The sequence below is a fragment of the Trichocoleus sp. FACHB-90 genome (assembly GCF_014695505.1).
In the GTDB taxonomy this organism is placed as follows: domain Bacteria; phylum Cyanobacteriota; class Cyanobacteriia; order Cyanobacteriales; family FACHB-T130; genus Funiculus; species Funiculus sociatus.
The window spans coordinates 87,831-107,829 of the sequence record NZ_JACJOK010000026.1; the positions used below are offsets into that span (position 1 = coordinate 87,831).

A 19,999-nucleotide genomic window follows, 5' to 3' on the forward strand; every position below is an offset into this window, starting at 1 on the left:
TGGGAATGCGATCGCCTTCTGCATCATAAAAGCCACCTGTCCAATTTCCTGAGACGGAAAGTAGATAATCAAAAATCCCTTCTGTCCCAACCTTGGGTTTAAGCGGCGAACGAGCCTTACTGCTTTACCCACCAGGTTTGGATTATATTGCTGCGTTTTTAGGTTGTTTGTAAGCGGGAGTAATTGCTGCTCCCGCTTACCCACGGCGAAACCAACGCAACACCCCCAGAATTTTGTCGGTGTTGACAGATGCTCAAGCCGCGATCGCTCTTTACAACTGTTTGGGGTTAATCTCTCATTCTCGCGGCAGCGTTCCTCATTTGATAGCTGGCGCGGTATCGGTTGCTAGTTTTTGTACCATACTGCTGTGTTGAAAGCTTGGGATTGTTTTAATTGTAGCGATCGCATTCAGCAGTATCGTCACAACGGTATGATGCGATAAGTGGGGCAATGTTCCGACTTAAATCCCGCACTAAAGTTGCACCCACTTTCTCTCGTAGTTGAATTAAACTATCTAAGCTAAAGCTTTTACATAGCCAAAAAGCTATTTGCCGACGCGATCGCAACAATACTCCTTCACGCGATGCATACTCGCGTGCTGCTGCCTGGAATTCAGCACTCCCAATCATGGCATAGCACGCAGCTCGACCATCTGCTGAGTTGCCTTTCCCTAATGCGGCTAAATATTCGATAAACTGTCCAGTTCTTTGCAAATCTCGGAATTTCGCATATTCCAACTGTACAGACTCTTTCGTGATATTGGTTGAACTCGTCCGTGCCTGTATAAAAATGCAAATTGAGCGCATAGAACCTGCTGTAATTTGACCTATGCAGTCAACACCGCCATCGCCACTGCCATCGGTGATAATGATTGGATCGCAACCAGCAAGCTGTAGTAAACAAGCAGGAACAAGTAAAAATTCACGCGGTGCAAGGGATGCCACAAAATCATATACGCTGGGAAAGTCTATTGGAATACCTTGTATTCCGACTGCTGAGTGATAGTTACGATGTCGAAACGTAATAAATGTCGATGGTGAACTGGCTTGTACAAGAGGGCGTGGAATTCCTAGCAAATCCCATTCTGTTAGTTGCTCTTCCAGTTCTTGATGTAAGCGTTGAAGCCAGTCTTCAGCAAACTCAGTCGATTTTAGCGCTGAAAAGCCTTCTTGCTGTAGACGATCCCTTAAAAAGCGCTGTAAGTTCACTACGTCTCTATCAACTGAAGCATCTGCCAGAGTGGATGCCACTTCCCGGACGATTTGAGCAACCTTCATACTCTAAACGGATCTCTCCAGTAATTTCAGCATTTTATCAACACACTCACGCAGTTCCAAAAGTTCATGTTTTAACTCATCTGGCTTTTCTGTGATCACTTCTCCTGGCACCTTCCTCACTGCCTTTTTCGCATTATCGAGCTGCGCCAACCAATCGTAGCTGTCATTACCTAATGTTGCATCAAGATTGCCCTTAGCTTGCTCTATGGTCATCTCGTGCCGCTCAATCGCGCCGACAAAGTCAGTACGCTTCTTCTCTAGCAATTGTGCTAAAACTCTTACATGATCTGGATTATGAATACGTCGTTTGTCTTCGTGTTCTTCATCCGGAAGAATCCAGCGATAGAACTGCTTTAAGTTGTCAGTGTTATCAAACCTGTGGTGTTCTTCATTCCATTCAAGCCAATTACGCACTGCCGAATTCTTGTAGGCTTCGTCGAATAGGGTAAACTGGTTGTCTTGTGCCTTCTCACCATACTCATCATCATCCCGCATCTGTTCGAGAGCTTTGTAAACCCGATAAAGACGCCCAATTGCTTTCCCACTAAGCCCAAATTGCTGACCTACCATAGTAAAAGAATTGCCCTCTTCTACCAGCCGTGCTACTAGAACCGCTTGTTGCGCTGGTGACCACTCTCGAATTCCAGAGATATGCCGGATGCCTTGGAGACGCCAAGAGATGTCGTTGGTAGTACCTTTGTAGAGTAATACCTCGATAATTTGGGTTGCATTTTTGAGTCGGCTGGGGTAATCCTCATCAATATCATCTTCGTCTACATTCCCCGCCTCTATCTGAATATGAAGGCTTTTGAGCGCTGCTAAACGGCGGTTTCCCTCGACAACAACATATTTTTCTCCCTGATTTTCAATAGGACGGACAACAATACGATCCATCGGTAGAAAACCATTGCGAAGGATGCTATCACGAAGCTCCTTCACACCAAATTCTTCAATTCTCCTCAGCGTATTTTTCTGGATGGTTTCATCGGAAATCTTGGCATCGGGACACTTCTTCTTCCTATCACGTTCATTCCAGAAGCGGGGGTTATTAGGATCGAGGAACAGTTGATCTAGAGATAATTCACGTCGTTCGAGTTCATCACTGTACATGGCTTTACTTTTTAATGGGGTTCAATACAGCCAAGTACGATGCTTACACATTAGAGAAGTAATAAACATCAGTGGCTACACCTAGATAGAGCCTTAGAGTAAATGGTTCGCTTCTCCACCAACGTAAAATTGCAATCGCTTTCTCTCCTCGTATCACTCTGCCTCAGCATCTAAATTGGGTTTAACACCAAGGGTGCGTAGTTGTTCTGCCAATCTCTCTACTCGTGTCCTTTCTCTCTCAATCAGTTGACGTTCTCGATCTTGCGGAATAGGAATCCAATGAGCATCGGCATCATACCAGCGCAAGCAAATGCGATCGCATCTTTTACCATTTCAAGAATGCGATCGCGTCTCACCAAACTTTAGACAGAAGCGTCTAACTGTTCTTCAGAAATCCATGCACCGTGGAAGCCGTAAGGCACGCGCTGAGGGATGAGAACCCGCGCCACTGGTTGAGATGTCACGTCTTGGGCATTCACTACCACCAGTTCTGAAGTGTCTGTTTCCCGCTCGTGAACGAAGGTGACGAGCCAACCGTCATCTTCAGCAGTAGCATTAGGACGGGGAACAAATACCGCCTCACCGCCATAACGTCCCCGTCCAAATTTGTGAGTTTCAGACTTACCGCTGCTGAAGTCATACTTGATAACACCTTCAAACAAAGGCATAGGATTATTTGCCATCTTTCCGGTATAACCGTATTGCATCGGTCGTCCCATTAGCTGTTCGTTCAGACGGGGGAAATCTGATGGCGCATCATCCAGCATTTCCTCTTTTACCGTACCCGTCTTGAGGTTAAACCGCCAACGGTACAGACGCGCAGCGTCTCCGTCATTTTCACCGAGTGTCATATCAGTCGTTAAGACAGTCGTGGAACTCATGCGACAAGCGATAAGCACCACTTCATCCTCTTCTTCGTAGGCGTTCAGGGTATGGAAGACGTAGCAGGGAGAACTTTCAAACCAACGGATGTTGCGGTTATCGCCATGACGGGGGAGAATTCCGAAACGACTAGGGCGATCGCGTTCAAACATCAACCCTGGTTTACCCTGCTGCATTCGTACCATGCTGAAGGTTAGCGGCAGATCCATAAAAATGGTGTAGTGTTCGGTGATGGCAAAATCGTGCATCATCACCCCCATCGGTAAGTCGATGGGAACTGTTCGCAATAACTCACCACCTGCTGAAACGACGCTGTATTTTAGGTAAGGTGGAGCAAACGAGTAGCCAAAGAACATCATCTCGCCAGTTTCAGCATCTACCTTGGGATGGGCGGTGAAACCAGAAGCCAGTTTGCCGTCGTAAGTGTAAGCGCCTGATGTCTCTAAGCTGGGAACCTTAATAGCGTGAGGTTCACCCCCTTCCCAAAGCGCCAGCAGTCGCCCATCGTGCCACACTAGAGCGGTGTTAGCAGTATTTTTAGGAAAATTGTAGGGATTGTTGCCCCGCGACGGTTCCATCATCCCCGTCCAAATTGCCTTACCAGCTTCGCGCTCAATATTAAATCCCCGCGTCCGGATGTAACGGTTGCGATATTCAGCTTTACCGTTGTTGATTCGCACTCCGTGCAACATCCCATCCCCATCAAACCAGTGATAGTTACCGATAGGTGGAAACTGCGGATTGGGGCCATTTCGCACGAACATCCCGGATAAATCGGGGGGTAGTTCGCCGATTACTTTCAGGTTATCTGCTGCTATTTCTTCCCGTACTGGCGCAAAGTTACCTTCTAGATAGAGATTGACTGCTGTTGTGGTCATGCGTTGTGCTGAGTCAGTTGTCTTTTCTATATTTTGATTGTGCCAAGGCGATCGCGTCTCGCACTATGGTTGTGGAAACACACTGCTGAAGTGGTTGGGGTGTGTTAGCACTTAGAGGTAAATGCGATCGCATCCATCTCTACATGGATGAAAGCAAATCACTGTGTCCCAAACAAGCTGCGCTGCGATTATTGCCTATCATCCAGTTGCGAAATATTCTCCTATCGGGGTAGATGATAGCTGCTGCGGTATCGTTTGGTAGTTGTTGTACCATACTGCTGCGTTTAAAGCTTGAGGCTTAGTCTATTAATTGTAGCGATCGCACACTTTGCTAATGCCAATCCATCAACCTCTATCTGAGTGCTTTGTTAACTTTTTGTCACTGTTAGCTGGAGCTTGCTCTTGGGAATACTTTAAATAGAGCTTTCTGATTAGCTCTGCTGCAATCACTACTAGAAACGATATGCCACCAGTTAAAAACTTTGATAGCAAGAGTATCCCATTACTTGACCTGTTGCGAAGCACTAAAGATGGAAAAACTCAACTGCCAGACTTTCAGCGTAGCTGGGTTTGGAACGATGACCAGATATGCAGCTTGTTAGCCAGCATTTCACTTTCTTACCCAATTGGAGCAGTGATGATGCTGGAAACAGGTAATCCTGATGTGCGATTCCAACCTCGCCCAATTGAAGGAGTGACACTCGATAATCCCACAGAACCAGGAAAACTAATTCTAGATGGGCAGCAGCGCTTGACCTCGCTTTTTCAGACATTGCTATCAGGGAAACCAGTCAAAACAAAAGATACACGAGGCAAAGAAATTTACCGATGGTATTACATTGATATCGCCAAAGCGCTCGATCCAAATATTGACCGTGAGGAAGCTATCATCAGCGTCCCAGAGGATAAGATAATCCGTAATTTTGGTAAAGAAATTGTGGCAGACTACTCGACACCTGAAAAAGAGTACCAAAATGAAATGTTCCCGGTTTCACAAATTTTTGACTCCTCCGACTGGATGACAAGTCATAACGAATACTGGGATTACGAAAAAGAAAAAGTCAAGTTTTTTAATAAATTTAATAATGACATTGTAAAGCAGTTTGAGCATTACGATGTACCCGTTATTGTGCTGCATAAGGAAACACCTAGAGAGGCAGTATGTCAAGTTTTTGAGAAAATGAATACAGGTGGTGTATCTCTTACTGTTTTTGAGCTAGTCACAGCAACTTTTGCAGCCGATATGTTCAACCTCCGAGAAGATTGGGCAACACGAGAGGAGGCACTGAAGAAGTATCAGGTACTAAGAAATATTGAAAACACTGATTTTTTACAGGCGGTGACGTTACTTGCTACCCTTGAAAAATCCTCAGTAAGCTGTAAACGAAAAGATATTTTGAACCTGAAGGTGGAGGAATACAAGAAAGGGGCTGATTTAGTTACTCAAGGGTTTGAACAAGCGGCAAAATTCCTCCACACGCAAAAGATATTTAGCGATCGCGATCTGCCTTATCGAACTCAGCTTACAGCCCTTGCAGCTATTTTTGCAGCACTTGGCGATCGCACTATTGGCGCGGGAGCAATTGCAAAATTAGCTAATTGGTATTGGTGTGGAGTTTTTGGCGAACTCTACAATAGTGCCATTGAAAGTCGTTTAGCGAAAGATGTACCACAAGTAAGAGACTGGATTAATGGTTGTGGTGCTGAACCTGACACAATCAGAGATGCTAACTTTGCTCCTGACCGTCTTTTGAGTCTCTATACTCGCAAAAGTGCTGCTTATAAAGGTTTATCTGCTTTGTTGTTGAGGGATGGTGGTTGCGACTTCTTTACAAGTTATCCCATCGACACTCTGATGGAGTTTAATGAATCTATTGATATCCATCACATTTTTCCGCGATACTGGTGCCACAACAACGGCATTGCAGCCGAGGTTTACGACTGCGCGATCAACAAAACCCCACTTTCAGCCAAAACTAATAAGATGATTGGAGGTAAAGCACCAAGCATTTACTTAACCGATATTCACAAGAAATCAGACATATTAGAAGAAAATCTGAATGAGATTTTGCGATCGCACGTTATAGATCCAGCTAGTTTACGCACAGATAATTTTGATGCCTTCTTCCAAGCTAGAAAAAATGCACTTTTAGATCGGATTGAGAAGGCAATGGGTAAGCCGATTCTGCGCGAGGCGGCAAAAGAGGTAGAAAATTAGAATTTGAGTGCGAACAGGACAATGGGCGATCGCGTCTGACGCTATGGTTGTGGAAAACAGCCAGCTAAAGTTGTTGGGGGATGAAAGCCGTAGCCTGAACAATCTCTGAGTGCGATTATTGTTCTTCGCACAACGGCAAAATATTAAGCGTGCTTAATCCCAAAGGACGACGAATTTTTCAGCGACAAAGCGCTAATCTACTGGGATTAGCAGGGTTGACGAACAGCAAGTTGCAATTTTACCAATTTAAGCAATTCGCCAGTTACCCCTACCAATCGTCAAAAACTCGCAGTAGAGACGATGAAACTTAAAAGTACAGCTTTTTCTGCCGATGGTTTAATACCGTCTAAATATACCTGCGACGGCGCAGACATTTCTCCTCCTCTGAGTTGGACTAACCCACCAACAGGTACTGAAAGTCTTGCTTTAATTGTTGATGACCCGGATGCGCCAGCAGGAATTTTTGTTCACTGGGTTCTCTACGATTTGCCAGCGGAAATTCTCCAGCTACCCGAAGCTGTCCCCACTGAAGCCAACGTGAAATATGGCGGCTCTCAAGGAAAAAATGATTTTGGTAATTTAGGTTATGGTGGCCCTTGTCCTCCCAGTGGTACGCATCGGTACTTCTTCAGACTCTATGCTTTAAATCGCGTTTTAGATTTGGCATCGGGTTTAACTAAAAGCCAGTTGGAAGCGGCAATGGATGGTCATATTCTCGCCGCCGCCGAACTAATGGGACGCTATAGCCGCAAGCAATAACTAACTGAAAACAAGCTCAAAGTTTTAGATAAGGCGATTAGTATAAAAAAGCATTTTATGTCCTCTCCCTGCTCCAGGGAGAGGTCGCTTTGCAGGTAATTAACCGGAAATTATATACAAAAAAAAGCACCTTTTCAAAGTGCTTTCAAAAGTGCCAAAAACAAGCTTAAGGATTTGATTTTTTACTCAAATTCCTATGTATAAGTGCGGGGGGTACGCGCACCAATAGAAGAACCAATCAATGATGCTGCTAAACCTAATAGAGAACCAATTGTAAACGACCAACCTGCTTTGGCTGTGTTGCCAGCAATGTTACGAGCTTGCTGAGCAGTTACGCCCACATTAGGTGCACTGTTAGGTATATCAACGCCGCCTGGTTGTTGTACTTGATTAACAATTTCTCCAGCGTTTGACCCCAGGATGCCGAACGCACCTGTTACTCCACTAGCCAATAACCATGAACTTAATGCCAAAGTAGTAGCCCAAAGAATAGCTCCATTAAGCATAGCTGTGTTGCGGTTCATCGGGCCGCTGGCACGGGCTGCTACCCAACTACCAATCAACAATGAAAGGAATAAAGATATAATCGACCAGATTCCGACTGCTTGACCAACATCAGGTGCATTAGTTCTAGGTGCGCCTGAACCTGCAATGCTAGTGGCACCAATTGCAATTCCTATGCCGCTTAAGATTAGTTGGGTAGCCAAAGCTGTGACAATACCCGCAATGATAGGGCCCCATCTTACACGGTCATGGTACTCAACAATTTGATTGCCTACAGGAGGCTGGACAGCAACCCGATCTTCCCGATTTGCGTATGACATAACTGATTTATCTCCCTTGCCCTTTCAAAGTTACTTCTTCTTGCTCTTCACCCGTTGAATTTAATTTAAGGCGTTATTTTATTTGCTGCATCTGCCAGTCGGAAGAAGTATCGGGTCTATCGTTAGAAATAACAATTTTATAGACTATATCTATCGTTAGAAACAAGGTTTATTAAATGTCTATATATCTTGAGAAATAACTTTTTTATTGAGGGGGAAATTTGTTAACTATAGATAATAAAATTGCCTGAGCTTTACAGCACTTCCTATGGCGGGAATGAGCAACAAATTACCGGATTGTTAATAAATGTATCCGGACGGGGTAAAATGTAAACCGGGCAGGGGCCTAAATCCCGTAGCGGGTAAGCGCTACGATTGTGTGCGGCGGGATTGAAATCAATTGCAATACGGCATCGGCTCCCCTTTTTAAAAGAGGTGTAGGACGAATTACCAGGAGAAGCGATCGCTTCAAAGCTCTCCCAGTTCAAACACACAGGGAATAACCAAGAGTGCGATCGCGCTCTTGTCTCTCGAATACCAGCAAAAAATCACAGATGCTTGAATGACATCAGTTATTGTTACAATCATTTACTGTCCTCAAAAAACCTTCTTTGGTAAATTTGGGACATAGATCCAGATTTTGCCATTATGGGTTCAATGCGATCGCATTCGTAGCACTGAGCAATAGTAGAAACTTAAAATAAGATTGACCGTGCAAAAACAGACCATCATAGCAGCCAGTTCCTTGTTGTTGGCAGGAATCGCCACTGTACACCCCCCAGTGGTTCACGCTTCTGAAGGGATGGACTCACTTCGTGTAAAAAGCAACCAACAGGTGAATAACCTGCTGCGCCAAGGGCGTAAGTTGGTGGATGCAAGAGAGATTGCCAAAGCATTGAAAGTTTATCAACAAGCCGCCGAACTGGATAAGAAAAATCCCCGGATTTTTTCTGCTATCGGCTATTTAGAGGCGCTTCAGGGAAATTATCGCCAAGCAGCTAACGCTTATCTACAGGCTGTCACTCTTGAACCTAAGAATGCTGATTTCCAGTATGCACTTGGTTACAGTCTAGGGCAGTTAGGAGACAATGCTGGTGCTGCTGCTGCTTACGCGCGTGCTACTGGGCTAGACAGTAAAAATCTCAATGCTTATCTGGGGCTGGGAGTGGTGCTACAGCGTTTAGGAGATTATAACCGGGCGATGCAAGCCTATCAAGGCGCGATCGCGCTCGATCCGCAAAATCTGGAAGCACACAAGTTTATTGGCTCCACCCTGATGAAGCAAGGGCGTTCTAGAGAAGCTGTTCAGGCTTTCCAGCAAGCTGTGGCGCTGGCTCCCAAGGATACCAGCTTGCAGTTAAATTTGGCAACCGCTTACTTGAAGCAAGGCAACACTGCGGCTGGAGTTGCGGCCTTACAACGAATAGCGCAGATGGAACCGCGTAATCCTCAAATAAATCTCCAGATTGGCAAACTTTTACAAGAACAGAATAATCTTAATGGTGCTTTAGAAGCTTATCAACGAGCGGCTTCTTTGCAGCCTGATTTAGTGGAAGCACAGGCTGGAGTGGCTGATGTTTTAATGAAACAGCAGGATTTTCTGATGGCGATTGTCGCCTATCGGCGGCTGATTGAAATCTCGCCGCAGAATGCACAAGCTTACTATAATCTGGGAACGGCACTCAAAAAGCGCGATCGCATTCAAGACGCGATCGCTGCCTTTGAGCAAGCCCGCGATCTCTTCCGTCGTCAGGGACACAAGGAAGACTCTCAGAGAGCGGATTCTGCCCTCCGAGAACTGAAAAAAGAGCGAAGCTGAGGTTATATAATTAACGTTTTCTGACCAATGGCTAACTAACAATTAAGAACTTGTTAAAAGTCTGCACTGATTGACATTTCATCGGATAACTTAGACTGCAAGATACCTCCTAAGTGCTTCCTCAGCTCCACTGGTGTCACAAAGTAGAACATCAGCTGGGGCTTCTATATTTTGGAATTTGGGCTACCAGTTGAAGGGGTTGGTTACTGCACAAAATTCAAACCTCAAAACTCTTTCAGCAATGCGGTAACACTAGCATCGGACAACTCTGGCAGAGAAAGCACCCGCTCTATTTTGGGGAAACAGCGGTGAATAGCATGGTTATAGCTGGGGTCGTAGTGACACGCTAACAAGTCTCCTACCAAATTTTCCCACTCCTGGGCATCAATGAGCCTGTACCACTCCTTAATTTTTTCCCCTCCATAGCGGGATTTCAGCTTTTCTAGTTTCCCCTTCAAAACTTCTGGGTGAGCAATCAATTGGGGATATTCCTGCAATAGCCACTGAATTCTGGCATTTAATGGTAGTTCAATTTCCACACCACTAGATTGTTGCATCTGTTGCCACACAGATTTGGGCAAATAAACACGCCCAATTTTGTTACTTTCCGCTTCCACCCATACTGGCAAGTTGGGGTCAAAGCTTTGCAATTCGTGCAGCAGCAGCGATTCAAAGTGTTTTTGCGAGGGCTGGGATTGGGGGCTGGGGGTTGGGGATTGGGGATTGGGGACTGGGGACTGGGGACTGGGGACTGGGGATTGGGGATTGGGGGACAACACTTTTTTTTCCTTGTCTTCGCCTCTCCTACTCTCCCACTCTTCACCCAGCAGGGAACCGCGATGGTTAGCCAAACCTTCTAAATCCAGCACCTGAACGCCAAGAGCCGCCAAGTGGCGCAGGATGTGGGTTTTGCCGCTCCCAGTCATTCCCGCTAACACCCGGTAGGTAAATTTTTCTGGTAGATGTTCTAGTTGTTCGCGCACATAGGCGCGGTAGGTTTTGTAGCCACCTTCAATGATGGTGACTTGCCAACCTATTTGGCTCACGACCATCGCTAAACTGTTAGAACGCTGTCCGCCACGCCAGCAGTAGATGAGGGGATGGTAGTCTTTTTCTTTATCTGCAAAGTAAGTGGTGAGGTGCTGGGCGATGTTCTGGGCGACTAGGGCGGCTCCCAATTTCCGGGCGGTGAAAGGGCATTGTTTGTAGAGCGTTCCTACTTTGGCGCGTTCTTCGTCATTCAAGACGGGCAGGTTAATGGCACCTATAATACGATCTTCGGTGAATTCGCTTTGTGAGCGGACATCGATAATGTCGCTATAGGTTTCTGTAAAAGGCAGCTTAGTATAATTAGGCGATCGCAACATTGAAATTTGGGAATGGGGAATGGGGAATATTGAGGAGTTATAATTCATAACTCATAACTCCTCACTCTCTTATTGTTGCGAAAGCCTTTTAACAGTTTGACCGCCGAGTAGCCGATGCGCGTCTTCAAGTAAGGCGGGAATCTGGTCAGCGTGGGGACTGTGTGCCAGATATTGCCGCAAATCTAGTTCTCTCACTCGGTCTGCCTTTGCGCCTGGAAACCAGTGACCACCGTTACCTAGCAGGTTGTAGCGCATTTTGGCGTAGTCAATCATATCGTAGGCGATCGCAAGATTTCTCAGCCACAGAATCACCTGGATATTCAACCCTCCGGGAGTTTCTTCGGGTGCGGGTAAGCCAACGTGCCAGGTTTTCACCCAGTCTTCGCCGAAAGTAGCGATCGCTTGCTTCTCCAAACGCTCTAAAATCGGCAACAAAACTGACTCCGCTTTCTCCAACAGCGGCAAAGTCTTCAAATGTTCCTCAAAATCCTCCGGTTTTGATGCCCCAATACTGAGAGTATGCACCTGCGGATGGCTCAAACAAAACAAATCATTAAACACGATTGGGCTGAGGGGATAGCACAAATCCACCAATTTTTGCGGCGGTTTAAATAGCATTCCTCCTTTCTCCGAAGGACTGATAATAAAAACGCCCATATCGTGCCGAGAAGCCGCCTCAACTGCTGCCCAATTAAACTGATTAATGTAGTACCAATGCAGGTTGACATAATCAAACTGATCGGTCTCAATCGTCTTGACAATAACATCGGTCGGCCCGTGAGTTGAGAAGCCGATAAACCTAACCTTCCCCTGATCTTGTAGCTGCCGTGCCACAGAAAGACAGCCACCCGGTTTAATACTATCGTGCAGCGATTCGGCGGTATTAATACCATGCAGCCCCAATAAATCAACGTAATCTAACTTCAGGTAAGAGAGCGACTTTTCAAAGTCCCGCCGAAATTCCTTAGCGTCTGACTTAGGGCTGATTTTTGTCTGCACAATTAACTTTTCTCTGGGGAAAGTTGGCAGAATGCGCCCCAACTGCATCTCGGAGGTGCCATATCCACGAGCAGTTTCAATATGATTAATTCCAACTTCTAACGAGCGGCAAATCGTTTCCTCTAGATTCTTTTGATGTTCGCCCGGAATTTGCCACGCCGGGACATCTTGCCACTTAAACTGGTAGCGCATTCCCCCACAGGAAAACACTGGCATCTGTAAATTTGTCCGCCCAAAGCGACGATATTGCATCATAAACACGAGCTAATCAGGAAGCAGCATGAGTGCGCTTGTAGTTTAACAAAATTGATAGCTTTCACACGATTCAATAAAGGCAGAGGCTTCTGATAAAGAATTGTGCTTATCAGCCAACAAAATCATTTTTAAGGTAAATAATGACTAAAAAAAGTCTCCGTGCCGCCGCTCTCTCTGTTTTACCAATTACTCTAATTCTGACATCTAATTCTACTATTCTGGCTCATACTAGCTCCCGACCTCAAGCTTCGGTGAGTTGGGTTGCACTATCTAACGGACAAGTGCCACCAGGAGCAGTTGTAGGTGGCAAAATGAGGTATATCCCGGAAAAGTTGTAGCGAATAATTGTAATTTTGGTTGGGGGGGAAAAGAAATCCTCAGCCCCAACTATGAAGTAGCTGTGCTACGCGATCGCTAAAGTTCGCGAATTACAGGTTTACCATCTACCACTTCACCAACCAGCACTAAATCTGTAACCCCTACGAACAAGCCATTTTCCAAAACGCCGGGGATGTTATTCAAGGTTTTTTCTAATTCGCCTGGGTTGTCGATGCTGTCAAATTTCACATCAATAACCATGTTGCCTTGATCTGTAATCACTGGCCCCGCTTTTTTCACACCCATTCGCAGTTCTGGTTTACCACCTAATTTTTCGATGGCACGCATGACTGGGGTCATCGCTAGGGGTATCACTTCCACTGGGACAGGGAAGGTGGAACCCAGTCTGTCAACTATCTTAGAGCTATCTACGACGACGATAAACTGCTCTGCCAGGGCATCTACTATTTTTTCGCGGGTGTGAGCAGCACCCCCACCTTTAATCAAGTTGTGCTGCGGATCGACTTCATCGGCTCCGTCAATAGCAATATCAATGTGGTCAACTTCATCCAGGGTGGTTAAGGGTATCCCGTACTGTTTTGCCAGCACTGAGGCTTGAAATGAGGTGGGGATGCCTTTGATGTCTTTTAGTTCGCCTTTTTTGATGCGATCGCCTAAAAATTCGATCGCATACGCCGTGGTCGAGCCTGTACCCAGCCCCACAATCGTACCAGACTGGACGCGGGCGGCGGCTGCCCTCCCTACTTCCTGTTTCATTAACTTAACCGGATCTTGTTCTGCGCTCATTGTGAAAACTCCCTAGAATTTATGCCCCCGGTCAATACCCAGGCTGTGGCTGCTTGCAGTCAGTCTACTATCTAGGTGCGCTTTTTATTACTCTGATACTGAGAAATTTGCCATAAGAGGCAACGCTATTTCTCATAAGCTACTGCAATCTAACGATTTGGGCTGCACTCTTCCCATTTTTAAAAAATCAACTTATAGTACCTTTGGTAATACCTTTTACACCCTCAGATAGAAGATACTTTGAGGTTTCGTAATGTATTTTTTAGTTTTGTATATCTTGTTACATAAGTTAAATAAATGGTTGTATCCGCTATAATGCCAAAAATTAACCCGCTTTATTTAATTATTCAACCAGATGACTGGGAAACAAGTCGTTGTCTTTGTAAAGTTGGTTTTCAGGAGCTTCCCGTCCTTCCTCAACTTTTCTATAGAAGTATAGATAGTCGGAATGAGGTAGCCAGTATTTTCTTAAATATCAGTCAGGCACTTTCTGAAATTAGCCAAGCTGGATCGCGCTTTTTTATTGCGCGATCGCTCTGCGATTTGCCAAGTTTACTGGTAGACTTTTTAAAAGCTCAACCGATAGTGACAATTACCAAGGCTGTTAAATACAGTTGGTTTTTTCATGTTTTATCAAAGCAGCGTATATTTTTCAAATATCAGCCAATTTTTGACCTTTCATCCGGCGAAGCGATCGCTTATGAATGTCTGGCACGCGCCAAAGACGATGGGGAAGCAGACTTCAACGGTTATCAATTGATTGAAGCCGCTATGTCAACTCAGTTGGCTTGTGAGTTTGATGAATTAGCTCGAACAATTTGTTTGGACTCAATTGCTGCTACTAAAAGTAATCAAAAATTTTTTATTAATATATTACCTAATGCGATTATTCGCGATGTAAATTCTCTAGATCAAAACTTAAAGCAAATTTTAGATTTGGGGCTACAACCAGAACAAATTGTATTTGAATTAACCGAAGTGGAAGCTCTGCTGAGGTGTCCAAGACTGTTGCAGAATATCAACCGCTTGCGCGAGTGGGGATTTGGCATTGCGGTAGATGATTTGTGCGCTTGCGCCTCTACTGATAACTACTTTATGGAATTTTGTCCAGATGTAATTAAAATCGACAAGCGACTGGTGCATGGTTGCAGTCAGCATGCTCTCAAGCAGGTTATGCTCACAAGTTTGGTGGATTCTGCTCACAATTTTGGCATTAAAGTGGTGACAGAGGGGCTTGAGGATATTGAAGATATTGAATTCTGCCGGGAACTGGGTGCAGATTATGGACAGGGATTTGGTTTGGCAATGCCTGAGATAACTTTACAGCAGCAACGTTTGGATTTAGTTAATTTACCGCTAAGTCTTTTGTCTTACACCGACTCTTACAATTACAACCATTAGTTTTGACACTCTCCGGCGTAAACATCAGGGGATTCTAGACTCAAACACCAATTGCAGCTCTTAACTCGTCGAACGTCCCTAAAGGTGCGGCGCTTTAAACCCAGTTTTTCGGTAAGATGCAAACGGTTACAACCGATATTGTGTGTATGCAGCTTGAATTTGTTCCTGTTGAAGAATTTTATTTTGCTCTGACCTTAGCAGTAAAAACTCTCTTAGATTTAGAGAAACCAGACCTAACAGAGCAAGTGCGATCGCGTCTTGCTCAAAAATGCGGTCAGCCTTCCACGGTTGCAGCCGCCAGCCAAAATACCTTTAACTACGTGTTTCGGGTTCAAGGAATAGACAATAGCCCTGCCAGTGCGCTAATTGTCTCAGTTTCTGACTGGCAGGGCAAATTGCGCTTAAGCAGCGATTACGGCTGGACTTTGGATAGCGATCGCAAGCCCGTTCGCACCGAACATTTTAACCAGCGACCAGAATTTGCATTGAAGTTACAACACCATCTGCAAGACTGGTTGCAAGTTCCTATTACTCAGTAGTCTGTTGGCGTTTGCAGGTTTAAAAATTGAAAGGTGGGCAATTTGTTAGGTTTTAACAAATTGCCCACCTTAAAAGTTTTCGGTGACTAATGACTAATTGCTTTGTGCAGCCAAAAGCTCCTTCAGCTTTGCCAATTCCCCAGCCCAGCGGGGATCTGGTTGAAAAGCGTCTGAATCAGAATTAACATTAACAGCAGCATTATCGGAGCGTCGAGACTTCTTGCCGCCGCCACGACGACCGCCGCCGCCGCCGCCGCTTGGGCGATCGCTGCTGCGCTCAGTACGCTCGCCACCACCGCTACGTTCGCCACCACCACTGGCTTTGTTGCTGTCTTTAATGGGAGCTGGAGCTGGGGGACGGGGAGCCTCCTCTTCCCCTTCACCTTTAGCTCTCGGCAATGCCTTTTCTATTTTCAAAGGGCTTTCTTTGAACATCTGACCGTTGAACTTTTCAATAATTTCATCAGCCAGTTCATCCGTTTTCACGGTTACAAACGCAAACCCTCGGCATTTACCAGTTTTACGGTCTTTAATCACTTTGGTGGAAACGGAATCACTCATTTCCCCAAACATCGTTTGTAACTCTTGACGGTCTACTTCTTCTTTGGGCAGATTGCCTACATATAGACGAATTGACATGGAAAGATACCTCCAGACTCTGATTTTTAAACAAAATTGCTTAGCGGACGACTTAACCCGATTTTCGGTGACGTATCCCCCTGCTGAACCTTACGGGTTATTTTGGGGTTTTTCGTTTCAATAAGAGCTGCATCCCAATTTTGCATACATACCCACAGGCTTTTTTGCCTTGATGCTCTCGCGTCTAAGCCTGCCGACCCAGGCTTACCTAAAGCCCGCAAAAGCAGGCTTGGACGCGAGAGCCGCGACTTTAAGATACTGTTAGCGTCAGACAACCCCATCCCCCAGCCCCCTCCGTATAAGAGAGGGAAGAATTTTTGTTCTCGGAAGGGGGAGCCTGTAACCCCCTCCCTGTTTCGGGGAAGGGTCTGCCCTTTCGGGAATTGACCAACAGTATCCTTTAGTCGTGGGGCGTTTTTCCAAAACAGGGATGCTCCCTCAACGGGAGATTTTTTTTCTCTCCCGATCCGACCTCCAGACAAGATGCCCACCGCTTTTTTTTCCACGTTCCTAACTGCGCTTTCATCTCGTTCGAGATCCAGTCTGCAATTAGGACAGAAATACCATCTGTCAGCCTGCGGCTTGAAAACCGCATCGCCGCCAAAATCTTTTTGATTTATGGCCGATAGGCAATTCTCCCCTGCCGCATTCAAGCATCCAAATGGTAAGTTGCTCTCCACCGCAGTTGCGATCGCTACGATAGATAAGAATTGCTCCTCTACCGCACCAGTAACAAATGTCAATTTGCTTGGGGCGAGTTTTTTGGTATTCAAGTCTTTATCAACAACCATCAATTGCTTTAACAGCCACTTAGCAGTTTGGGAGCGAAAATTTTGACGTTGGGAAGCCAGCTTTACAGGTGCCAATTCAAGTTGTTTGATTTTAACTTGATGCTTACTACCCTGATGGCGATACAACTGAGGCTGTAATCGCTCAAGTTGCTTCTGGGCTTTCCGATTGTATCGAGGGATTGCCACCTGCTCAACGCAGTTTTGTAACCAATGAAAAAAAATGTTTTTATAGAATGGGAATAACTCGTTGGTTTTTTTAAAGTGGCGCTTTTGGATGTAGTAGTTTGGACTGTTTTTTAGCGGTGCGATCGCACAACTGCTTGTGTCATCGCCGCCAATTTTACAACGGTTTTGCTTCCACCACTTAAAGCCTTCAGCTAACCGATAATTGCACTGCCATCTGAGCGCTCCTATCCACTCCTTCATTGTAACTAACTGGTGTTGAGTTGGGCGCACTCGATACTGGCGGACGATTGTCATTATAGGATTGTATCCTAAATATCTATAATCTTTACACTCGGCTTTTAGAAGATGTCGAGTTTCCGCCAGGGGGTTTCTTTTCGTCCTGTGTTACAGGACGCTCGCACCATTTTTAAAGGTATCACGGTCTTCGGTATGGGGCTAGTTCACAAAGCAGATTTCCGTCTTTAGCTGGATATTGCTATTGTGTGTTGTCAAATATTCCACTTTTGCTAAGGTATCAACCCTACACATTTCTCACCCCTCTCCCACCCCCTTACTAAAAAAGCCAACGAATCATCCCCACTTGTACTACCAATTCTTCAAGTAGGAACTTCCCGACGATGTTAAAATCCAGATCGTGTATTGAGTGAAGATTGGCAAAGTGTCAAAAGAACCACAAACACCATCACTGCCACCCACGGGGGCTATCGAAAACCTGTCTCTGACAGCAACAACTGAGAACTGGTTTGAATATCCAGTAAGGGCGCAACCTCACCACACTGATTATGGTGGCATTGTCTGGCATGGTTCCTATATTGCTTGGTTGGAAGAAGCGCGGGTGGAATGCTTGGGCTCAATTGGCATCAACTTTTCCGAACTGGTAGCCTTGGGATGCGATATGCCAGTTGTCGATCTTTCTTTGCGCTATCACCGACCGATTCAGATGGGAATGACGGCGGTGGTGAGGGCGCGGATGGCAGAAATCGAGGGCGTGCGAATTAATTGGGATTACAAAATTCAATCTACCGATGGACAAACTCTATTTGCTACGGCGCGAGTTACTTTGGTAGTGGTTGACCGGGACAAGGGTAAGATTATGCGCCAGTTACCACCGGCGATGAAGGAAGCTTTGGCGAGACTTTCGGCTACCTAAATTGAGAAGACAAAATATTTAAAGCTAGATCTGCAAAATTAAAAGGAATAGGGTTTAAGAATAATATTAAATAATCCAAATAGCCGGAAAAACAAGCATGACAACCGAGGATTAATAAGTAATAAGTAAATAAGAATGCTAGATGTTGCCAAAGGATACGTGCAACGCCTTAGCATGAGCGTTGCTATTGAGTGACACTGATAAAGGTAAGATGTTACTCGGCAGCTTTCGTTGTAGGTGTAGTTAGCTTGTGAGATTATTTGTTTACCATACCCCTGAACTCACGCCCCCGGATAGTGTTCCCGACTGCGCGATCGCTATCGATGTGCTGCGTGCCACCACTACCATTGCTACAGCGCTAGACGCTGGTGCCGAGGCTGTCCAAGTCTTCAGCGATATGGAAAAATTGATGCTCTTCAGCGAAGAGTGGGAGCCGGATCTGCGGCTGCGTGCTGGGGAACGAGGTGGCGCTAAGGTGACTGGCTGCGATTTGGGCAACTCTCCGCTTGATTGCACTCCAGAACGGGTACAGGGACGGCGGTTATTTATCAGTACCACGAATGGCACCCGCGCCCTGCAACGAGTGCAAGAATCTCCTGTTGTTCTGGCGGCTGCCTTGATTAATCGTCAAGCAGCAGTGCAGTATCTTCTGGATCGGCAACCAGAGAATGTATGGTTGTTGGGTTCTGGTTGGGAAGGCAGTTTTTCCCTAGAGGATACGGTGTGTGCTGGCGCGATCGCTTCTGCCCTTGCAGACAAAGCAAATGTAGACATGGGAAATGATGAAGTGTTTGGCGCGATCGCTCTTTATCGCCAGTGGCAGGAAAATTTACTAGAATTGTTCCACCACGCCAGCCACGGTCAACGACTTCTACGTTTGGACTGCCTCGAAGACCTTAAATATTGCGCCCAAACTGATATTCTAGATGTTCTCCCGATCCAGCGAGAAGCTGGGGTATTGGTCAAGAACACCTAAGCAGCGCTTTCACGTCTTTAAATTGCAATATCAATTGCTCGTTTTTTTATCCGTTGTCCGCCAAGAGTTGTCAAGTTAGAAAGTTGGAAAGTTGAAACGTTGACTAGAGGTAATCTAATAACTTTCCAACCTTCAAACCTTCAAACGCTGACGGACAACAAGAATTATTTAGCCTCTACCCAAGCGGGCGGGTGGCTCATCCTGCTAGAGGGTTATTTTCTTTTTCTTTAGAAGCAAGAAGGCGTTTGATTTCTTTTAAAATTTCATCTATTCCGGCATCCTTGGCGATAAAAGCATCGGCTTCCGGACAAATTTCTCGACCCACTTCTAAGTTAGTAGCGCTTAGAAATCCTGTTACTAAAACTAATAAAGGAGGGTTAGGAAGAGTTTTTTTAACGTGCATGATTATTTCGCAACCATCCATCCCTTTTTCATATTGGGCAGGAGGGATAGAAAAATCCACTATTACTAAATCATATTGATTTACTTCTTGTAAAAAAGTAAATACTCTTTTATAGGTAAAAACTTCAAATTCTTTACTTAAAAAGCGCTCGATTATCAAACACCAGGTTTCATCATCATCCAATACACCAATTTTATACATGGATTTTGATACCTCAAGAATCAACTGCTTAGTTGAACCAAAACAATCTGTTTATTGGCAAAGGTGGGCAATTAATTCTAAAATTACCTCTTAGGGGATAAGTCATAAGCCTGAGAGGGGTTCAGAGAATTTCCCACGGTTTGAAAGCGAAAACAAGTTGCCTCTATAAAGATGGTAATACCTACAGCTACTCTCTTGCA

The 19,999-nt window shown here is 45.4% G+C and carries 20 protein-coding genes; 9 read left to right on the forward strand and 11 right to left on the reverse strand.

What is annotated here, in order from left to right; translation table 11 throughout:
* Nucleotides 1–389: 389 nt before the first annotated feature.
* The 4 genes from H6F74_RS07945 to H6F74_RS07960 form a co-directional block, all read right to left on the reverse strand.
* Entirely contained in the window at nucleotides 390–1,277 is an 888-nt protein-coding gene (locus H6F74_RS07945) for a restriction endonuclease (RefSeq protein ID WP_190438765.1), read from the reverse strand.
* Between the two features lie 3 nt (nucleotides 1,278–1,280).
* Complete coding sequence (locus H6F74_RS07950; protein ID WP_190438767.1) at nucleotides 1,281–2,387, reverse strand: ParB N-terminal domain-containing protein; 1,107 nt, start codon at nucleotides 2,385–2,387, stop codon at nucleotides 1,281–1,283.
* Between the two features lie 153 nt (nucleotides 2,388–2,540).
* Complete coding sequence (locus H6F74_RS07955) at nucleotides 2,541–2,693, reverse strand: hypothetical protein (protein ID WP_190438770.1); 153 nt, start codon at nucleotides 2,691–2,693, stop codon at nucleotides 2,541–2,543.
* Nucleotides 2,694–2,749: 56 nt separating this feature from the next.
* Entirely contained in the window at nucleotides 2,750–4,147 is a 1,398-nt protein-coding gene (locus H6F74_RS07960) for a carotenoid oxygenase family protein (protein ID WP_190438772.1), read from the reverse strand.
* 101 nt (nucleotides 4,148–4,248) lie between these two features.
* On the opposite strand from H6F74_RS07960, the gene H6F74_RS30445 reads away from it, so the two are divergent.
* The 3 genes from H6F74_RS30445 to H6F74_RS07970 all read left to right on the forward strand — a co-directional run bounded on the left by H6F74_RS30445 (nucleotide 4,249) and on the right by H6F74_RS07970 (nucleotide 7,124).
* On the forward strand, nucleotides 4,249–4,380 hold the full coding sequence (locus H6F74_RS30445; protein WP_277875777.1) for a hypothetical protein: 132 nt from the start codon (nucleotides 4,249–4,251) through the stop codon (nucleotides 4,378–4,380).
* 230 nt (nucleotides 4,381–4,610) lie between these two features.
* Nucleotides 4,611–6,365: a DUF262 domain-containing protein gene (locus H6F74_RS07965; protein WP_190438776.1), complete on the forward strand. Its 1,755-nt coding sequence runs from the start codon at nucleotides 4,611–4,613 to the stop codon at nucleotides 6,363–6,365.
* 300 nt (nucleotides 6,366–6,665) lie between these two features.
* Nucleotides 6,666–7,124, forward strand: a complete 459-nt coding sequence (locus H6F74_RS07970) for a YbhB/YbcL family Raf kinase inhibitor-like protein (protein ID WP_190438780.1) — start codon at nucleotides 6,666–6,668, stop codon at nucleotides 7,122–7,124.
* Between the two features lie 194 nt (nucleotides 7,125–7,318).
* Here the strand turns inward: H6F74_RS07970 and H6F74_RS07975 are convergent, their stop codons facing one another.
* Nucleotides 7,319–7,948 carry a hypothetical protein gene (locus H6F74_RS07975; protein WP_190438783.1) on the reverse strand — a complete coding sequence of 210 codons (630 nt, stop codon included), beginning with the start codon at nucleotides 7,946–7,948 and terminating at the stop codon, nucleotides 7,319–7,321.
* Between the two features lie 712 nt (nucleotides 7,949–8,660).
* Between H6F74_RS07975 and H6F74_RS07980 the strand changes: the two genes are divergently transcribed.
* Nucleotides 8,661–9,767, forward strand: coding sequence for a tetratricopeptide repeat protein (locus tag H6F74_RS07980; RefSeq protein WP_199300973.1), 1,107 nt, complete (start codon nucleotides 8,661–8,663; stop codon nucleotides 9,765–9,767).
* 224 nt (nucleotides 9,768–9,991) lie between these two features.
* On the opposite strand, the gene mnmH is transcribed toward H6F74_RS07980, so the two are convergent.
* Nucleotides 9,992–11,134, reverse strand: a complete 1,143-nt coding sequence (gene mnmH, locus H6F74_RS07985) for a tRNA 2-selenouridine(34) synthase MnmH (RefSeq protein ID WP_190438943.1) — start codon at nucleotides 11,132–11,134, stop codon at nucleotides 9,992–9,994.
* A 69-nt stretch (nucleotides 11,135–11,203) separates the two neighbouring features.
* Nucleotides 11,204–12,385 carry an aldo/keto reductase gene (locus H6F74_RS07990; protein WP_190438946.1) on the reverse strand — a complete coding sequence of 394 codons (1,182 nt, stop codon included), beginning with the start codon at nucleotides 12,383–12,385 and terminating at the stop codon, nucleotides 11,204–11,206.
* A gap of 143 nt (nucleotides 12,386–12,528) precedes the next feature.
* Here H6F74_RS07990 and H6F74_RS07995 point away from each other — a divergent pair, with 143 nt between their 5' ends.
* Nucleotides 12,529–12,726 carry a hypothetical protein gene (locus tag H6F74_RS07995; protein WP_190438790.1) on the forward strand — a complete coding sequence of 66 codons (198 nt, stop codon included), beginning with the start codon at nucleotides 12,529–12,531 and terminating at the stop codon, nucleotides 12,724–12,726.
* Between the two features lie 76 nt (nucleotides 12,727–12,802).
* Here the strand turns inward: H6F74_RS07995 and rpiA are convergent, their stop codons facing one another.
* Complete coding sequence (gene rpiA, locus H6F74_RS08000) at nucleotides 12,803–13,513, reverse strand: ribose-5-phosphate isomerase RpiA (RefSeq protein ID WP_190438793.1); 711 nt, start codon at nucleotides 13,511–13,513, stop codon at nucleotides 12,803–12,805.
* A 297-nt stretch (nucleotides 13,514–13,810) separates the two neighbouring features.
* On the opposite strand from rpiA, the gene H6F74_RS08005 reads away from it, so the two are divergent.
* Nucleotides 13,811–14,914 (forward strand): EAL domain-containing protein, encoded by a 1,104-nt coding sequence (locus H6F74_RS08005; RefSeq protein WP_190438795.1) that lies wholly within the window; start codon nucleotides 13,811–13,813, stop codon nucleotides 14,912–14,914.
* A 146-nt stretch (nucleotides 14,915–15,060) separates the two neighbouring features.
* Nucleotides 15,061–15,453 (forward strand): hypothetical protein, encoded by a 393-nt coding sequence (locus tag H6F74_RS08010; RefSeq protein WP_190438797.1) that lies wholly within the window; start codon nucleotides 15,061–15,063, stop codon nucleotides 15,451–15,453.
* Between the two features lie 93 nt (nucleotides 15,454–15,546).
* Here H6F74_RS08010 and H6F74_RS08015 read toward each other — a convergent pair whose 3' ends face one another.
* Together H6F74_RS08015 and H6F74_RS08020 are read right to left on the reverse strand one after the other, a co-directional pair.
* A complete protein-coding gene (locus tag H6F74_RS08015) occupies nucleotides 15,547–16,092 on the reverse strand; it encodes an RNA-binding protein (protein ID WP_190438800.1) in 546 nt (181 codons plus the stop codon).
* Between the two features lie 26 nt (nucleotides 16,093–16,118).
* The gene (locus H6F74_RS08020; protein WP_190438803.1) at nucleotides 16,119–17,363 is read right to left on the reverse strand and encodes a helix-turn-helix domain-containing protein; all 1,245 of its coding nucleotides are present in this window, start codon (nucleotides 17,361–17,363) and stop codon (nucleotides 16,119–16,121) included.
* 364 nt (nucleotides 17,364–17,727) lie between these two features.
* Here H6F74_RS08020 and H6F74_RS08025 point away from each other — a divergent pair, with 364 nt between their 5' ends.
* Both H6F74_RS08025 and H6F74_RS08030 read left to right on the forward strand, forming a co-directional pair.
* A complete protein-coding gene (locus H6F74_RS08025) occupies nucleotides 17,728–18,219 on the forward strand; it encodes a thioesterase family protein (RefSeq protein WP_190438807.1) in 492 nt (163 codons plus the stop codon).
* A 250-nt stretch (nucleotides 18,220–18,469) separates the two neighbouring features.
* Entirely contained in the window at nucleotides 18,470–19,195 is a 726-nt protein-coding gene (locus H6F74_RS08030) for a 2-phosphosulfolactate phosphatase family protein (protein ID WP_190438810.1), read from the forward strand.
* A gap of 196 nt (nucleotides 19,196–19,391) precedes the next feature.
* Here H6F74_RS08030 and H6F74_RS08035 read toward each other — a convergent pair whose 3' ends face one another.
* Nucleotides 19,392–19,799 carry a hypothetical protein gene (locus H6F74_RS08035; RefSeq protein WP_190438811.1) on the reverse strand — a complete coding sequence of 136 codons (408 nt, stop codon included), beginning with the start codon at nucleotides 19,797–19,799 and terminating at the stop codon, nucleotides 19,392–19,394.
* Between the last annotated feature and the right edge of the window lie 200 nt (nucleotides 19,800–19,999).

What these genes read in the sequence shown, in the direction of transcription:
- H6F74_RS07945 (WP_190438765.1), bottom strand. Translation starts at nt 1,277, where the DNA reads ATGAAGGTTGCTCAAATCGTCCGGGAAGTGGCATCCACTCTGGCAGAT.
- H6F74_RS07950 (WP_190438767.1), bottom strand. Translation starts at nt 2,387, where the DNA reads ATGTACAGTGATGAACTCGAACGACGTGAATTATCTCTAGATCAACTG.
- H6F74_RS07960 (WP_190438772.1), bottom strand. Translation starts at nt 4,147, where the DNA reads ATGACCACAACAGCAGTCAATCTCTATCTAGAAGGTAACTTTGCGCCA.
- H6F74_RS07965 (WP_190438776.1), top strand. Translation starts at nt 4,611, where the DNA reads ATGCCACCAGTTAAAAACTTTGATAGCAAGAGTATCCCATTACTTGAC.
- H6F74_RS07970 (WP_190438780.1), top strand. Translation starts at nt 6,666, where the DNA reads ATGAAACTTAAAAGTACAGCTTTTTCTGCCGATGGTTTAATACCGTCT.
- H6F74_RS07975 (WP_190438783.1), bottom strand. Translation starts at nt 7,948, where the DNA reads ATGTCATACGCAAATCGGGAAGATCGGGTTGCTGTCCAGCCTCCTGTA.
- mnmH (WP_190438943.1), bottom strand. Translation starts at nt 11,134, where the DNA reads ATGTTGCGATCGCCTAATTATACTAAGCTGCCTTTTACAGAAACCTAT.
- H6F74_RS07990 (WP_190438946.1), bottom strand. Translation starts at nt 12,385, where the DNA reads ATGCAATATCGTCGCTTTGGGCGGACAAATTTACAGATGCCAGTGTTT.
- H6F74_RS07995 (WP_190438790.1), top strand. Translation starts at nt 12,529, where the DNA reads ATGACTAAAAAAAGTCTCCGTGCCGCCGCTCTCTCTGTTTTACCAATT.
- rpiA (WP_190438793.1), bottom strand. Translation starts at nt 13,513, where the DNA reads ATGAGCGCAGAACAAGATCCGGTTAAGTTAATGAAACAGGAAGTAGGG.
- H6F74_RS08005 (WP_190438795.1), top strand. Translation starts at nt 13,811, where the DNA reads ATGGTTGTATCCGCTATAATGCCAAAAATTAACCCGCTTTATTTAATT.
- H6F74_RS08010 (WP_190438797.1), top strand. Translation starts at nt 15,061, where the DNA reads ATGCAGCTTGAATTTGTTCCTGTTGAAGAATTTTATTTTGCTCTGACC.
- H6F74_RS08015 (WP_190438800.1), bottom strand. Translation starts at nt 16,092, where the DNA reads ATGTCAATTCGTCTATATGTAGGCAATCTGCCCAAAGAAGAAGTAGAC.
- H6F74_RS08020 (WP_190438803.1), bottom strand. Translation starts at nt 17,363, where the DNA reads ATGACAATCGTCCGCCAGTATCGAGTGCGCCCAACTCAACACCAGTTA.
- H6F74_RS08035 (WP_190438811.1), bottom strand. Translation starts at nt 19,799, where the DNA reads ATGTATAAAATTGGTGTATTGGATGATGATGAAACCTGGTGTTTGATA.